Annotated in this window: 7 protein-coding genes; 5 read left to right on the plus strand and 2 right to left on the minus strand. The window is 65.3% G+C overall.

The annotated features are described in order from the left end of the window. Nucleotides 1-527: 527 nt before the first annotated feature. The 5 genes from LT988_RS17540 to LT988_RS17560 all read left to right on the plus strand — a co-directional run bounded on the left by LT988_RS17540 (nt 528) and on the right by LT988_RS17560 (nt 12,292). Nucleotides 528-2,966, plus strand: a complete 2,439-nt coding sequence (locus tag LT988_RS17540) for a hypothetical protein (RefSeq protein ID WP_232406822.1) — start codon at nt 528-530, stop codon at nt 2,964-2,966. A 335-nt stretch (nt 2,967-3,301) separates the two neighbouring features. Then, nucleotides 3,302-5,791 carry a S8 family serine peptidase gene (locus LT988_RS17545; RefSeq protein ID WP_232406823.1) on the plus strand — a complete coding sequence of 830 codons (2,490 nt, stop codon included), beginning with the start codon at nt 3,302-3,304 and terminating at the stop codon, nt 5,789-5,791. A 112-nt stretch (nt 5,792-5,903) separates the two neighbouring features. Then, nucleotides 5,904-7,973, plus strand: a complete 2,070-nt coding sequence (locus tag LT988_RS17550; RefSeq protein ID WP_232406824.1) for a hypothetical protein — start codon at nt 5,904-5,906, stop codon at nt 7,971-7,973. 18 nt (nt 7,974-7,991) lie between these two features. Further along, the gene (locus LT988_RS17555) at nt 7,992-11,309 is read left to right on the plus strand and encodes a hypothetical protein (protein WP_232406825.1); all 3,318 of its coding nucleotides are present in this window, start codon (nt 7,992-7,994) and stop codon (nt 11,307-11,309) included. Continuing rightward, nucleotides 11,261-12,292 carry a hypothetical protein gene (locus tag LT988_RS17560; protein ID WP_232406826.1) on the plus strand — a complete coding sequence of 344 codons (1,032 nt, stop codon included), beginning with the start codon at nt 11,261-11,263 and terminating at the stop codon, nt 12,290-12,292. Before LT988_RS17555 ends, LT988_RS17560 begins: the two co-directional genes overlap by 49 nt. Here the strand turns inward: LT988_RS17560 and LT988_RS17565 are convergent. Together LT988_RS17565 and LT988_RS17570 are read right to left on the minus strand one after the other, a co-directional pair. Next, nucleotides 12,205-14,553 (minus strand): hypothetical protein, encoded by a 2,349-nt coding sequence (locus LT988_RS17565; RefSeq protein ID WP_232406827.1) that lies wholly within the window; start codon nt 14,551-14,553, stop codon nt 12,205-12,207. The two genes, LT988_RS17560 and LT988_RS17565, sit on opposite strands and share 88 nt — an antisense overlap. Continuing rightward, complete coding sequence (locus LT988_RS17570) at nt 14,553-16,841, minus strand: hypothetical protein (RefSeq protein WP_232406828.1); 2,289 nt, start codon at nt 16,839-16,841, stop codon at nt 14,553-14,555. The genes LT988_RS17565 and LT988_RS17570 overlap by 1 nt, the downstream gene beginning before the upstream one ends. Nucleotides 16,842-16,844 lie beyond the last annotated feature (3 nt).

Raw genomic sequence — 16,844 nt, forward strand, 5'->3', positions numbered from 1 at the left:
TTGCAGTCGATGCCTTACAGCTAAGCGGCATCTTACGCAGCAGGTGGACGAGAATGGGCTAGCGCGTTCTTGGCGAGCTTTTTCGGTTGAATTTCGGGTTTGCTGACTCAGAACCTCGGCGAACCAAGTACCGTAAACCTAATCGTTGCTGCCTATAACATAGTGTGGTCGAGGGGGTAACCTGAAGAATTCAAGAACCCTAAATAGATCTCCCGGAGAGTCGCGTGTCCCTCGTGATACCTCGCGGGGCATCCTGCTGCCGCGAGGACTCGGTCCTTGGCGACGGCCTTTTGTGCCTGGGTTCGCCCTGCGGCGGCAGCCGTGCCCGACTCCCCGTTGGTCCGCCGGGTACGACTGCGACCTCAAATGGCTTGACGGCGTGTGGGATGCGCTCTGCATGTTGTCTCCGCGGCTTCGGGACTCCCGCCCCTTCGCCACTGCGGCAACACGCTCGCGCCCACGCCTACCCGGGACTAAGCGCCTTCGCTCCGCTCTTCGGTGGCGCGCGGCGATCGTCTGGAGTGAACATGCTACACCTCGACCAAGCGCTCGAGCTGCACGGCGTAACTGTATATCGCGATTACAACGAGAAAAGTCGCTTCTACTGCCTTCCAGGGTCGCCGCGGCTGGCGGTCGAGGCAGGGCAACCAATGTTTCAGCTCCTCGTCTACCGCGACATAGTCGAAGAGGAAGATGAGGCGAAGGGTGGCGGATTCCTCGCCATGACCGCGGATCTGGGTATCTCTCCGGATACGCTCGAGCGTATCCGGAACGAGTTGTCCGGACGGTTCGGAGTTCGGGCGACCTTGGCACCGGTCCCGGTCACGGGAGGGTCGGTGCGTGTCGTAGCGCTCGACAGCGAAGCCGACCCCGAAGCCGGCGGCGTGCGATTCGTCGAGAATCTAATCGCGAGCGGCAAGCCTAGTCTCTACGGCGACCAGCGAGCTGTATTCAGCACCGAACTCAGCAAGAAGGGTGCTGTTTTGATGAAGGCGGCACTCGAGGGAGAAGGCGCCACGCCGGTGGTGCTGATCTACGACCTCCAGTACATCGGTCTGCACCCCGCCTATGGCGTCAAGATTACGATCAAGTTCCGCCAGGTCTACGAACACCTGCGGAATCGTATGCAGATCAATACCCTTTGGTTCAAATCCGACATCGATCGTGAAATGGAGTTGTTGCGCAAGGCGGGCGGAATCGAGATTGAGGAGGTTGTCTACGAGAACGAAACGCCAGAGGACACGTCGGCCCGTATGACGCGGTTGAACACGCTTGCCAAGGAGCTTGCCCAGTGGAGCTTCTTCAGTCCAGCGATCAGTCCGGGAACCGTGCTCGCCGCCGACCGTGGCACCCTGCAAGCCTACGACGCTATTCCTGACATCCAGGCGATCACCGCAGGATTGACCAGCGGATCGAGGGCGGCCTTGACGGGCGTCGGCGCTCGCGCGGACGCCGGTGCACCACGGCGCCCTGGGGCCGCGGTCGCGACCGATGCGGTCGAGGGGGAAGCTGGAGGAGAGTCCGAAGGTGGCGGCGGAACCAACGCCGAGGAGCCGACAGCGCGCGACGAGCCGATGACGGCGGTCGAGGCCTGGAACCGGGCAGGGCGCCCGCAGGGTGCCTTCCTGCTGCGCAGCCTCGAGCAGGAAGAGCGGCACGATATCGTCTACGAGCTCCACCAGGTTGCCGCGGTCGAGCGCTCGTTCGCGCCACAAGGGCAAATCCGGCTTCTCGAGGGTGCGTCGGGGATGCCGGGGCGCATCCTCCAAGTCGACCTCAGCGCCGACTTCTTCAAGACAATCGAAGGCTCGATCTCGACCACCGCCGACCTCGAGGCGCTAGGCGTCGCGTCCGTTGTGGTCAAGCTGCGCTACGGCGAGAAAGAGGAAGGGGATCGGTGGAAGGACGAGGACGAGGCCGTGCTCTCCGCGCCGGGCGACTCGCACTCTTACCGCTTCTTCATCGACCATCGCGACACCCGGGAGGTCGAGTATCAGGTGACGCTCAACTACCGGCCGGATTTCGCGCTCGGGCATGAAGCGCCGACCGAGACCTCTGGCTGGATTCCGACGACCACGCGGAACCTCGACATCAACCCGCTGGCCTTCAGCTCTGTGCTGCCGATCCATCTGGAAGCCGCGATGGTCGACTGGGACTCGGTACAGCAAATTCAGGCTCGCGTGCACTATGCAGATAGCGCCTCGGGCATCGATGCCGCCGACACCAAAATCCTCACGCAACAGTCGGCGTCGGCTGACTTGCGCATCCGTCCGAAAGACGCGGCCAAGCGCGATGTCAGTTTAGACGCGGTCTTCTTTTACACCGACGGCGAATCGGAAACCGTCTCTATGCGTCACGCCGGGGACGAGCCGTTCGTTCTCAATCAGCCTCCGGAGTCGATGGTCGCGGTTAACCTTAGACTGGCCGATATCCTGGATCGTTACAAACGGATCAATGTGCAGCTCCGACGCTCCAGTACCGCCGCGCCCGAGGTCGAGCAAACGGTCACACTCGGCGAGGGAACCCTCGACGGACAGTGGTCATTTCGCAGAGAGGGTGACGACGGCGCGAGCTTCGCCTATCGCGTCACCGCCTTCCTCAAGGACGGCGCGGTGCGCGAAGACGACTGGAAAACAACAGACAATCCCCTCGTGGTCGTCGGTGACCGCGCCGCCGGCGTGCTCACCGTCCGGGTCATGTTCCTCGGGCCGCTCGCGGACGGGGGGTTCCGGCTCGCCAAGCTCAAGCTTGACTATCCTGACGCGCCAGACTGGGCGGACTCGAATGTCGAGCAGGTCTTCCGCACCGGTCAGGAGGAGTTCACCTGGCGGGTCCCGATGACCCGCACCGACGCGACGTCCTACATCTATGAGGTTACATGGTTCGGCAACGACGGTAGTCGCCGGACGACCGGGCCGGTCACGACGAACGAAGAGATCCTCCTTCTCGATCCTCTGGCTCCCTGAGGTACGCCATGTCGCATCCTGATCTCCCCACCTACCGAGACGGTTTCTTCGAGACATTCCTCGCCGAGCTGCCGGCTTCGCCGACCCTCGCGGATCTCGAAAGACGGCAGCCGGCCGGCCGGCCGCTTGCGATGCTAGGCGACTACATAGAGTACTCGGGCAGCGCGTTGGCCCCGCTGCCGGGCGCTTCGGTCACGCCCCAGTACGCGGTGCGCACGGATGTCGGGGGCGAACCCCGGACCTACGTTCTTCTCTGGGTGGTGGAGCGGATCGACGTGGCCACGGACACCCGTCCGACAATGGCGCGGATCCTCGCAGACTTCAGGCCGCCGACAGTGGGCACCGGCGAGGAGGAGAACACGCTGACGTCGGCGCATGCGGAATCCTGGGCGGAGGCCATCGCCTCAGACAATGTGCGCCAGGCGCTGGCGCGCAACCTCGATGAGATTGCCGAGGTTCCGTCCGGTCTGCCGACGAGCGATCTCACCGAGCTCAAGGACTTTCTCCTCCACTTCGGGACCTACAAGAGCGATGGCACTTACTATACGAAGGGGACGGTCACCGAGGGTGAGTTTCCGGCCGGGGTCGGCGAGCCTTACCTGGCGGCCGACACGGGGAACGTCGCCGAAGTACGCCTGCCGCGTGACCAGTTCTACTGCTCGGCCCTCGTTCCGGAACGGCTGTGGAGCCCGCAGGCTCCGGCCGACAACTACCGACAGCTGGTTTACCGGATCGAGGACCAAGGCGAGGACGCGACCGAGCGCTGGCGCCTGGGGCTCGTGCACACAGTCAGCGCGTACCAACCCAGCTCCGGAGGATTTTCGCGGTTCGTATTCTTCCATGCCGCGGTCGGTCTCGGGCTCGCAGTGCCGGAGGGCGCGCGCACGGCTCTGGCGCCGTCGACCGCGGGGCTGCTGGATGAGCTGCCCGCCCACCTTGCCGCGCTGTCGGAAGCTCTCTCAGATTCGGACACGCCGATCGTTGGAACGACCGAGACCCCGTACGTTCTTCTGATCGGCGCGGTGGCGGAGGGCTTCCCTCGCAGCGACCTTCCCGCACTCCCCGAGGGACTTGTCGCCGACGGCACAGGGTTTGTTCGCACGTTTCGCTGCCCCCCGGAGCATGTGATGGCGCTCGCCCAGCGCGATGATGTCGATGACCTCGAACTCTCGACGCCAGTGTGGCCGACGATGAGCGATGCAATGAATGAGCTCAACCTCGGCGCGCGGACCTTTCCATCGGGCGTGACCGCGGCCAATAGCGGCCACGGCGTCGTCGTCGGCATCGTGGATACCGGGATCGACGGAGGGCACCCGGCGTTTCTGGGGCGGCACGACGACGCGACCAAAACGCGCATCCACTCCGTCTGGCACCTGTGGGAGTCGGGGGGCGAATCGCCGTGGCTGCGCAGTGGCAGGGATGCTGCCTATCGGTCGATGCACTTCGGCCGCGAGTACATCGGACACGACGAAGTGACGACGACACGGGACTACGCGCCGGACGGGAGCGGTGGCTGGAACTCGGGCCATGGCACTCACGTCGCTGGCATCGCAGCGGGTAGGTCGTTTGGAGCCTGGCCGGGCGGAATCGCCCCCGGAGCCACGATCGTCGTGGCAGGCGTTGGCTCTCGGGGTGGCTACGTGAATGACGTGATCGCGGGGGTGAAGTACTGCTTTCAAAAAGCGACCGAGCTGGGAATGCCTTGCGTCGTCAACATCAGCTTATCGACCCAGCGTCACTCACACGACGGTACCGATCCACTCTCGATCGGGGTCACTCAGCTTGTCAGTCGCAACTTTGTTCCAGCAACAGGCCTGGGGCCGCTTCCGAGCGCGATGCCAGGCTACCTCGACGGGCGCGTAATATGCGCCGCCGCAGGTAACCTCCGAAGCGATCCGACCCACTGGCAGGCGACGATCCCGGCGGGGAGCGAGGCTTCGGTCCTCTATCAGCCGTTCGGCCGGGGGGGCAGCTCGCGCCAACCGAACGACGGAGTGAGCTTCTGGGCCTACAACGGGGACGGAACAACAGTACGGCTTCGGATTTCGGCGCGCCACTCCTCAAACGCTGTCCTTGCGACTCCCGAGATCGGCATGCGGCGCACCGGCGGCGCAATTACGACAAATCTGCCCGGAGGCCTGAGGGTCAACCTGCACAATCCGCCCGAACGTCCGAACAACCGCCACTTCAACCCGGAGGTGTACTGGATTCGCCCTACCCCGGCGACTGCTGTGGCAACCGCCCCTTGGATCATCCGGCTGCGTAACCGTGGCCGCGCAGCGTGCATAGTCCACGGTTTTTCCGCCTTCCGAGAGCATCGGGGCGGATTCGTTTTCGACGCGGCCCGGACGCAGCCCCTGATCGGTGTGACCTACACTGCCGACCAGCTTGCATCGTTCGAATCGCATAAGATCGGGATTCCCGGCTCCGGACACGGCACGATCTGCGTCGGTGCCTTCACCAGTCGACCCGGTATGGCCGGCAGCCCTGTCGGCGAAATCGCCCCGTTCTCGTCTCCGGGACCGCACCGAGCAGCCGCTCCGGGTCAGCGGGTTATCGATGTCGCGGCTCCCGGGCACGTGATCAGCTCCGCCAAGTCCTGGATGCCCGACGACGCGAGCCGCGGCGTCACCGACAAGTCGGGGACGAGCATGGCGAGCCCGATGGTCACGGGGCTCGTGGCGGCGCTGATGCAAATCGACCGAAACCTCGATATGGGACAAATTCGCAACAGGCTCGAGCTAGCGAGCTCGCGCCGAGCGACCGACTCGGTCGACGACTGGGGGTTGGGACGCATCGACGCAGCGGTTCTGCTCAGGTCCTGACTGGAGGCGACCGTGCGCCGCGAGACAGGCCGTCGACCGAGCACGAGCGATCTCCTCGCCGCGGCGAGAGGCTTCTGCCGTTGGCGCCGGCCAAGACATAGGGTGGCGATCGATGCTTGACGCCGGACGCGCTCCTGCCTATCTGCACGGGCTGATCGTTTTTTTCGACCACGCCGACGAGGACCTGCGCTACATCGTTCCCGAGACGCCGAGGATCGTCCTGGACCCTGATCCTCGGCTCTCGCTGTTGCTGTATCGGAGCGGCGAAGGCGGTAGCGGCGGTCTGTTGCAGCTCGAGTCGTCTCTCGCCCCGACCGAAACCCAGCTGGAGGCGGTCGAGAGAGACCTCGCCAGCGCCGGGCGAACCCCGACCTTGGCTCGCCCGGACTGGCGCTCCGGGACCGTCCGTGTCGTCGGCTGGCTCGATGAGGGGGGGCTGACGCCGATTGCGCTGGCGGTCGGGCCGCCGTCACTGGTCGGCGATCCGCTCGTCGTTCTTGCAGCTCACCTCGACCAGGCTGGCGCCGCGTTGGCCGATAGAGCGCTGCGCGACGAATCGCTTCCGACTGCCCTCATCTTCGAGTTGGAAACGATCGGCCTCTCTGGTCCGCTGGGTATCGAGGTCGAGGCCGATCTGCAGGCGGTCCACGACCGTCTGACGGCCGAGGGGGCGCTCACGACACCTTACGGGAGAGCCCGCCTGGCCAAGACCTGGGAGGCGCTCGAGCGGGAGAACCTGATCCGCGTAAAAGTGGTCGACGAGGGTGGCGATGTCGAGAGTCGGCGCGCCGAGGCTATGCGTCGAGTCGGCGAGGACCTGATCGCCAGCATGTTCAGCCCTTTCCCGCCACCCGAAAAGCCAGCGGCGCTCGGCGACGAGGCGGTCGCCGCCATCGAGTTGAGCTTCAAGCTCACGATGCGTCGCGAAGAGGTGTCCCGCACCTCGCGGTGGGCCTTCCACGAGCGTCGCGCGGTCCCGGTTAAGCACTACGCGGCCGCCAGCCTCGTCGGGCTGCTCGGTGGGAAGTCGCCGGCCGATCGCATCCACCAAGTCGACCTCGAGCCGGAGACGCGCGAGATCGTCGTCCGCCTCGAGCCGGAGCTCGCCAGGCTCGGTATCCTTTCGGTCGAGGTCGACCTGACACGCGATACCGGCGACGACATTGAGCAGACCGTCCTGCTGACCGACGAGATCCCGGAGCAGCGCATTGTGCTCGTCGCGCGGAACGACGAGACGCTCATGCATCGCGTGCGCGCGCGCTTCGATCCGCTGGTGACCCGCGGCGAGGATCGGGAGTCCGGCTGGGTCGGGGCGCTCGGCAACCTGGTGGTGGTGTCGGCCCGGCGCCTCTTTCCGCCGCGGTCCTTCACGGTGATCGCCGGCAGGGTGGAGTTCGATTGGCTCGACAGCGTTGAGGTCATCGTGGCCGCTCCCGAGGAGCTCGAGCGCACCCTTGTCCTCGACGCGAGCACCCGCAGCGCAGATTTGTTTCTACCCGCCGCCGGAGCGGGGCCGCTGAACGTGACGACCCACTGGCGCGGTCTGCCGGGAGAGCCAACGCATTCCGACCCACCGCGCTTGGTTGACGACGACCTCCTGGTTCTCGACAGCCCCTTCGGGGACTCGATCCGTGTTTTGGCGGTGCCTCTGCCGCTGTCGGACACGCTCTCGATCGTCGTCGAGCTACGCTACGCGGATGAGGGGTACAGCCACAAAAAAACGCTGACTTGGGAGGGAGGCGATCGGGCGCCGAAACGAGCCGGGCTGCGGCGCCTCGTGGGGAGCCCGCGGAGCTATGAGTATCGCGTTGTCTTACTGCGTCAGAATGGGATACTCGATGAAGGCCCCTGGATCTCGACCGAGGAGGTCACGCTGGCGGTCGGGGCGCAAGAGGCGGTGCGGGTCCACGAGACCGAGCTGGTGGTCCTCGGAGGCGGGCCGGCCGGGCGCGGAAGTCTTGCCGTCGAAGCCTTGCTCGAGGCGGGGACGCATCAGGTTCGGCAGCTCCTGGAGGGCGAGGCCGATCACGCCCGGCTGGTGCTGGTCGCGCCGGAGGAGGCCCCGGCTCCGGCCCTCGTTGTTCGAGAATTCATGATGACCGGCGCCATCGAGGAGACCCTTTGGGAGTCGCCGGAATCCCTCGTTGTGCTGCCTCCTCCGATACCCGCCGAAGACCCATAACGCTGCGGAGAAGATGCCATGCTTTACACTGATCCGATACTTTACTTCCGTGGGCTCACCATCTTCCGTGACTTCAGCGATCCGAACACCTACTACTTCCTGCCGCCCGAGGCACCCCGGATCGCGCGCAGCGCCGAGGGGAGCGGGGACTATGCGATGCGCCTCGTGCTCTATCGTCCGGATCCCAACGCCGCCCCGCCGCAGGGGATGGAGGATGGCGGCGGTTTCCTGAACCTCGACGTCGACCTGGCGATTCCCGACCGGCTCCGCGAGGCGGCCGAACAGGAAGTCACGCGGCGATTCGGCGGTCGCGCGAGCCTGGTCCCCGTTCCCTTCATGTCCGGCTCGGTGGAGCTCGTGCTCCTCGGCGTCGGCCGCGAGGACGAGGGCCAACCATTCGTGCGCAAGGTCGCCGGATCGACGGTGCCCTCGCTCTACGGCACGCAGCGCGCCGCCTTCAGCGTCGTTCTCGATCGCGACGGCGCCGCGCTCATGCAGCAGGTGATCCGGGCCGGCGGGGCGACCATGGCGCTGGCGATCTACCATCTGACCTACGCCGGGATCGGCCCAGCCTACAACTTGAAGATCACGATCGACTACGAGCGGGTCTTCGAGAGCCTCGACCTGAAGCTCAACGCGGGCATCTCCGTGAGCCGGGGACAGTCGTCGTTTGTCGGTAAGGCCGGCTTCCACATGCTGATGGAGGAGCTGCGCGAGAATCGATCGATCATCGTGGAGGAGACCGATCCCGTCCCGGGGGAGAACGGCCGGACGCCGGTCGATCAGGCGAAGATTAACGAGATCATCGGCAACCTGATGGGCTCCAAATGGTTCAAGCCGTCACTGGCCCAAGCGTCCCAGGTGACCAACCTGGGCGCCGCTGCGACGGAAGGCACCAGGTCGTCCGGGACGGGCTCGTCTTCGTCGTCTTCAGCGGACTCTTCCTCGTCGTCCGCGTCCGGCTCCACGTCAACAGCCAGGCAGCGCCGAGACGCCGACTGGGAGGTGGATTCGACGACGCCCGCACCCTGGCCGTCCGACCTTGGTGTCGAGCATATTCGGCCGACGGATAGCGGGACGCGTGAGACACTGCGGGTGCGCGGCAGCGGCGCAACCGCGAAGGTCGGCCCGCGACCGGACGCTCTGGAGCCCAAAGCGCTCCAAGGAAGCGATCTCGTCGTCGACGTTCCGGCCGGCCAGACCCGGCACGTCGAGATCACCTGGCCCGAGGTCGAGCCGGGTCCGCAGCCGCAGCCCCAACCTCAACCGCAGCCAACTCCACAGCCACAGCCCACACCACAGCCGTTTCATCTGTTCTTCGCGTTCGACGAGCCCTATCTTGAAAGCGATATTAATTCCTATATCGCGCGCGTTCCACCTCCGCCCAACCGCAACCATCGGGACCAAGGGCCTCGCGACACGAGATTCCTCGATCACTCCCAGCAGCGAGGATCCGAGCATCCCGGTCTGCACACCCTTGACGCATGGCTGGCTGGTCTCAGCCAAAGTCGTCTGAGGTTGCGTGCCTACGCCAGCTACGAGCAGGACCCAGCTGACCAGGAACACAATAGAGATCTGTCGGACCGCCGACTCCGGGTCGCGCTTGGCCTGATCCAGGGAGTCAGCAATCGCATCGATAAGGACTTCGATATCAGTGATACCCGAGCACTCGGTCACGACCCGGCGAGTCGCAATGAGATTCCAACCCTGAGCCCAGACGGCGGCCCGACCGACCCGTTCCCCGGCAGGCACAACAGCAGGCTCGAGCATCGGGTGGTCATCATCGAGGCGATCGGAGATCCCAGTCCGCCGGAACAGCCCGAACGGCCCGAGCCGCCCGAGCAGCCTGAGCAACCACGGCAACCGGGGACACCCGGGCGCCCGCGATCCGTGCTGCGCGGACACCTCGAGCGCCGCGAAGGCGAACGGCCGAGCACCGAGGAAGAAGCGACCAAGATCGAGGCGAGCTTCGAGGTCAACCTCGAGATGATCCAGCGCGAGGAGCGCGTCACAGCGGTCTACGAGCTGAGCTCGCGCAAGGCGGCGACGCACGAGGTGCACCCGCAAGGTCAGCTCCTCCTCGAAGCGATCGACCCCGCCGACTACGTCCTGGAGGCGGATGGCGCGATCGATTTCTTCCAGTGGCTCGAGATCGCGGCGACAACAACCGCACAGTGGGAGCTCGAAGGGATCAATTCGATCCATGTCGAGATCCGCTACGCGCCGCTCGACGGCTCCTTCCGCCGCACCGGCGAAATCGTCATGACCGCAGAGAACGAGGAGGGCACTTGGAAGACGGGTGTCCTGCGCGAGAGCAACGACGACGAGTCGGCGGTCATCTACTGGTACGAATATCGAGTCACCGTCCACTATCTGCCGGATGTGGCGCTCGGTGACCAGTCCGGTGCGGTCACCAGCGTCGGCGTCGAGGGGGCGGACGCCGAAGGCTGGTTACGGAGCACAGAGCGAAACCTCGTGATCCATCCGCGCGACGTCACGCCGGCGATTACCGTAAACGTCGCGGCCGGCATCATGCGTTTCGACCTGCTGCAACGTGCGCAACTGGTGCTGAGCTACGGCCCCTACCGGCAAAACCTCACCCTGTCGGCGGAAACCCCGGAGCATCGACTCGTCATCCGCCCGGAGGACGGACTCGAGGACGAGTCGCTGCATACCGAGGGCACACTGTTCTATACCGACGGCGCGCAAGTTCCGCTGCCGGTCCAGGAATGGACGCCTCAAGAGCTCATCGTCGTCAACGAGCCGCGCGAGAATACCCTGCGGGTTCAGGTTGTGCTGGCCGATCCGGCCGACGAGTACGTACGCGTGGTCGTGCGATTGCGTTACACGCACGACAATCGCATCGTCGAGGAGGAGCGCGAGCTGACCGAGCACGCTCAGATGGAGCAGTGGGCGGTGCGCCTCGAGGATCCGAGCGTACGTGCGTGGGAGTATCAGGCGACCCTCATCAAGCGCTCCGGGGACATCGATACCATCGATTGGACGGAGGGCGAGGGAGGGCAGCTCATCCTGGGAGTCGAGGCGATCGACGTCGTCCCGGTGCAGGTCACCTGGCTGGTGCCGCCGCCGGCGGGAGAGCTTATCGCCGTCAAGATCGACCTCCGCTACGACGATGAGCGCAACCGCGTGCACTGGGACCACTCGGAGCTGATTCGTAGCGGCCATACCGGCGACTTTGTCTGGTCGATCCCAATCAAGGACATGCATGTCCGCACTTATCAGTATCGAGTGACCGAGTTCCGGGCGACCGGAGCACAGGAGGGTGAGTGGCGGGAATCGACAGAGGAACGGCTGGTGCTGCTGCCCAGCGCCTGAGCATCGAGGAGACCCTCCTACGGGTAGCACTGCTCGCCCGCTACGGTAGAGCGGCGCGGGGAATCGCACAGCGCCTTGCCGCTGTGTGCGCCCCCGGCGAAGCTCGCTCCTGCTTCGAGGCGGGTGCGCCGCTCCAGCTGGCGATCGACGCACCGGGGTCGGCCGAGCTCAGGGTCGGCCTGCGATTGGGAGGGCGTCTCGACCCCGAACGTCTCCGGGAGGTCGTTTCCGAGCGTACCCTGGATCACCTCGCCGACTTTCTCGAACCGCTGCCGGCCGATCGCCACGAAAGCCTGGGAGCGTGGCTCTACTGGACTCCGGAACAGCCCGCCGTCTTCGTCGATCTGCGCGATCCGGACCCGCGCGTGGCCCTCGGGCGACTTGAGCGGGTGCTCGGCGCTCGTCGGCGAGCCCGTCTCGAGGAGGTACGCCCGGCGCTCGGGCTCGCGCGGCCCTGGGGTTTGAGAGTTGCGGCGGGTGACGCCGGCGTCGAGCGCGTCGATGTGTATTGGCTGCTGGCGCGCCATTCATCCCCGGCGAGCCTGATCGAAGCGAGCGTGCCGGGGGGCTGGGCGCAAGTGTGCGAGCTACTCGGCCACTTGCTGCGCCGTCCCGCCGTCGCAGGCCGGTGGACCGTCTCGACGTCGCTCGAGGACGGTGGCTCCGCTCGGCTTCGAGTCGGCAACTCGGGCTGGACGCTGGTGCCCGAAGACGAGCGCAAGCACCGTGCGGTCGGACGGCTGGTAAGTGCTCTCGGGGGGCCTCGGGACTACGCCGAGGCCCTCTGGAGTCTGTGCCGCGGAATAGCGGCGCCTGACTGGCGGGTGGGAAGGTCGTGTGAAATCGAGCTCGGCGAAACGGAGCTGCGCGCGCGCCTCTTCCTCACGCCCGACGTTCATGTGGGTGCCGCAGCCATCACGAGCAACTCGGCAACGTCGGCCACCTCGGCGGCGCCGCGAACGGGTCTGCCATCGAGTCCGTAGCGCACCACGCGGTAGCGGAAAGACGTCACGCCATCCTCTGCGACGGGAGCCAACAGGACGGCTGGTTCGCGCTTCGATTCCGAGAACACGACCTGATCGACGACCTCGTCGCCATCGCCGAGTAGCTGCACTTGTACGGCGATGACGCCGTGGTCGGCCAGGCGCGCACCTGCCAGCAAACGGACGCGGACCTGGCGCTGGTCCCCATCCCGGTCGCGGACGAGGATCACCGGGCTGGTGGTCTCGAACGGTTCGCCGATGAAGGGAGAGCCGTCGCCCCGGATGACGAGGACATCGACCCGCAGGGGTGGCGCATCCTCCGATAGCGAGGGCAGGACCACTGTTTTTGCGCCCCGTTCGCCGGTGTTGAATTGAACCTCCGCGGCGCGCGCCCTGCCGTGCTCGGAGAGCGTGACTGTTACCGACGCCGTCATGAAATCGTCGGGCAGCAACGGAAAGAGACGCACCGCACGCTGGCTCCTCCAGGGTCGATGGACGAGCAGCGTTGTACCCTCGACCGGCGCCCAGTCCCCTTCGACTTTGCCGCCCTCGGCTAGAAACCAGATCGGGCGGGCTTCGACGAGCGGAGCAGCCTTGACTTGCACGCCTTCGGCGTCATCACCGCCGGATGCTTCCCCTGCGCCGCTTGCGGGCTGCAGTCGGCGGCGGTAGGTCGCGGTCGGTTGTACCGCACTCAACATGTGCGACGATGGCGCACCGCCGTCGATCCGCAGATCGATCTGTACCTGCGGCGTTTCCTCGAACTGCACAGTCCCCGGCGAGATTTCAATCTCGACCCGGGGTACATCGCTCAACGGGTGCACCGCGAGCTCCAGCGATCGGCGCGTTTGCCAGTCACCGATGTGGACTGGCGGGCCGGGCCAAGCGCCCTCGCTGTCGAAGTGGACCTCGGTGCGGGCGCGGTAGCGTGGCGGGTTGCCATCGGTCCAGACCTCGAAAGACTCCGGCGGGCTATCGCCGGATGCGAAGGTGAAGGATTTCACGTCGCCATCCTCGTCCGGGTAGGCAAGCTGAACGACCATCCGCTGGACGCCGAGCGCTTCGAAATCCCCCAACGGCCGGACGTTGACCTTGAGCCGGTCCCAGATGTCGTCGCTCTCGTCGACCACGACGATCCTCGGGGCCGGGCCGATGCGCGACAGCAGTCCCTGCGGGGCGGCTGTTCGACGCTCGGCCCTTGCCTCCGACCAATCGAGAGTGATCATCTTGAGCTCCTCCTGGCGGATATCGCGCAAAGCGAACTGGAGCTGAAGCGCGAAACTGGACTCGCTCCCCGCCGCTCCGCCCGCGCCCCGGGTGTCGCTGGCGCTGGCGAGCGAACCGAGCATGTCGGGTGAGATGCCAAGGATCTGCGCCAGCTCGCCCGCCATACTGGTGTCGGCGACCGCCTCTTGAAGATTCGCGGCGCCGAGCGCCGTCGCGGCATCGATTGCCCGTTGCAGGAGGTTTTCGTGGGCCGGTGGCTGCAGCGAGCTTTCGAAGAGCTCTTCGAGGATCCGATCCTGGAACCAACGCACCGCTTTGTCGACCCGCGATTGCAGATCGGCGTCGTCAGTGAAGTGCAACACCTCTACCTGAATCGCACCCGACTCCACCAGCTTCTGGGTCGCCGACTCGACGCCGACGCGAACCCCGATGCCCTCATATGACGCGCCGAGCTGGAAGCCCCACGACAGCTCATCGTAGACCCGCTTGTAGTCGGCTCGGATGCGAACCTCGAGGGCCGGGCGTAGACCCGCGTATTCGAGCTCGTAGCGCACTCCGAGCGGGTTGGCACCCTCCTCCATCCGGATCAAGGCCTCCACCAGGTCCGCGCCCTCCTCGCTCAGCGTGGCGGAGAACATCGCGCGGTTGCTGCCGATCAGATCGGGCGTGACCTCAGCCAGCATCTTCTCGACGAAGCGGTCGCCTTCGGCGAGGGCGGCGGCGAAGACGGCCTTGCCTCCGAGCCATGGGGTTTGCGTCAGCACCGGTCGTTGGATGCCGAGATCCACCAGGTGGTCCCGCGCTTCGTCGAGCGATTCGTCGCTGGCAGCGAGCTCCGTGGTGAAGGAGAACAGGCCAACGCCGCCCTCGGCGGCGTCGCGACCGCGATATTTGATGAACGACAACTCCGGCTCGCCGTTGAGTCGTGCCACTCGTGGCCGCGTCTGGACGTAGTAGACGCGGTTCTCATCCGCGTGATCGCCGAAAAGCGCTAGCCCCGAAATCACGCCGAGGGGGCGGTCGAGCGCCAGCATCAAAGGGTCTCCGGCGGCGCCCCGGGCACAATGATCAGCCCGTCGGTGCGCGTGGTCGGTCCGACCCGCTGATTGAAGCCGTCCTCGCGAATCCAATTCATCGTGACCTGGTAGTCGCGCTTGCCGGCGTCCTGAAGCTGGATCTTCCAATCCGCCCGCGAGTCGGATCCGAGCCGGTAGCTCTCCTCCTCGTGCAGTCCGTTGTCCTCGTCGTCATACACGAGCGACACCTCGACGGCCTCGACGCCCGGGGCGAGCTCGCCGGTGACGATCTCGACCGCAAGCTGGCGCACGTACTTCTCGCCGACGGGCAGGGTCGGCGCGTCCGTCTCCAGCCAGCCAGTCTCCATGAACTCGCCGTCGGTTGTCACCAGCGTCATCCGATAGCGGTAGCGCCGCTTGAGCGGATCGGCCAGATGCACTCGCCACGTCTTCGGCATGTTCACGTCCTCCTGCGAGAAGGACAGACTGCGGGTCTCGTGGATGCCCGCATCCTCATCGACGTACTCGAAATCGACGATCAGGTTGGCGATCTTGGAGCGGTCTCCGGCGACTACGGCCCGAATGTCGAGTGCGCTGCCGTGCGGGTCCTCGACCACCCACTGGTCCTGCGGCATCGGCATCCATTGGGTGTCGACGCGCTCGCCCGTGGCGCCGAGGTAGATCAGCTTGACTTCGCGCGTGCCGATCATGTCGCGGTCGGTCCGAAAGCGAGTGGTGAAGGCCAGCGCGCCCTTCTTGAGGACGCCGTCCTCGTAGTGCTCGAAGGTCTCGTCCTCGGTGTGGTAGCGAAGGATCGCCTGCACCGCGGGCCAGCGCTCAAAGGAGAAGCCATCCACCACCATGACCTCGAGCTGGTGGCTGCGGTAGAGGTCACGGGGTTGGATCACGAGGACCGAGCCTTCGTGATCGATCCATCCGCCAGAGTCGACCTTGGGGCTCGGCCCGGGCACGGAATCATCCTGGAAAACAACCTCGTATTTGTAGCGAAACGCGTTGCCGCTCGTGCGATCCATCCAGTCGCGATGCTCGTCGCTGTCATGCTCGCGGTCGAGGAAGGTACTCCAGGTGCGCACGGCGCCGCTGTCGGCGTCCTCGTACTCGATGTCCACCGAAATGCCCGCGATTCCGTCCGTTTCCCATGCGGCGGCGGCGCTGACGCGGAAGGGCAGGGTCTTCCAGACGGCGTCGCTGCCGTCGATGATGGTGACAAGCTGCTCCTGGGTGACCGCGGAGCCGGTCAACAGTTTGTGCATGTGGGCTTGCGGGTAGATGGTGCGCTCGGCCGCCTTGCGCGCCGTGTAGTCGAGGTCCAAGGTGCGCAGTTCGTCGATCTTGACCTCTTTCCTGCGATAGGTGTAGCCGATCCCCAGGGTCAGGCCATTCTGGGCGATGTTGGTGAGCGCGCCCGTGACCCGGTCCTCGGCAGCGTCACCGACCGCGGTCTCCCGTTCAAAGGTCGCCTCGAAGAACTTGTCGAAGATCAACTGCCGGACCGTGTTCATGACCTGCTCACGCTCCGCATCCATCGCCGCTGCACCAATCCCTTCGACCATCTCGACGATCTCGATCGCCCGCTCGTCGACGAGCGAGTCGATCGATTCTTGGATGTCGCGCTCATAGAAGAGGAGATCGAGCTCTTTCTGCTCACTGAAGTGATCGACCACTCGCTGCCAGTCGACCCGGGCTCGGATGTTGAAGGCCGGCTGCAGGCCGGCGAAGGTGAGCGAGTAGACAACACCGATCGGTGTGACGCCGTCGAGCGCCTGCGACAAGACCACGGCACCCTTTTTGGGCAGCATGGCCTGAAAGATCGCCCGATTGTCCCCATAGAGCGAAGGTGAGCCGGCGCCTAGGATCTTGATGACGAACTCGGTCGGCTGGGCTTCACCCGGGTGAGCCTCCTCCTCTTCGGGAGTGACGGCGTCGAGCAGCATCAGCTTTACGGACCCCTCGCGGAAGAAGATCGGCGCCAGCCGCGGCTTCTGCATGAGGTTGTCTTCGAGCTGCAGCTTGCTGATTGCCTCATCAATCGCATCGGCGGGCCAGGAGACGTCGACGTCAAGGCTGAGGAAAGCCACCGCCTCGTCGTCGTCGTCATCGATCGTGTCGAGATCCTCCCGGTACACCAGCAAGCGGATCGCCGGAGTGCCATCCGCCATGCTGGCGATGTGCGGCACGTTCGGGAGGTAGTAGAACGCGTTCGGATCACTGAAATCGGGAAAGACCTGAATGATACGATCGCCGCTTACGCTGATTTGACGTGCACCCTCACCCAAATAAAGCATACT

Source organism: Thiocapsa bogorovii, from assembly GCF_021228795.1.
GTDB lineage: Bacteria > Pseudomonadota > Gammaproteobacteria > Chromatiales > Chromatiaceae > Thiocapsa > Thiocapsa bogorovii.

Bases quoted from the DNA above. Each gene is read 5' to 3' on its own strand.
- LT988_RS17565 (WP_232406827.1), bottom strand. From the start codon at position 14,553: ATGCTGGCGCTCGACCGCCCCCTCGGCGTGATTTCGGGGCTAGCGCTT.
- LT988_RS17555 (WP_232406825.1), top strand. From the start codon at position 7,992: ATGCTTTACACTGATCCGATACTTTACTTCCGTGGGCTCACCATCTTC.
- LT988_RS17550 (WP_232406824.1), top strand. From the start codon at position 5,904: ATGCTTGACGCCGGACGCGCTCCTGCCTATCTGCACGGGCTGATCGTT.
- LT988_RS17540 (WP_232406822.1), top strand. From the start codon at position 528: ATGCTACACCTCGACCAAGCGCTCGAGCTGCACGGCGTAACTGTATAT.
- LT988_RS17570 (WP_232406828.1), bottom strand. From the start codon at position 16,841: ATGCTTTATTTGGGTGAGGGTGCACGTCAAATCAGCGTAAGCGGCGAT.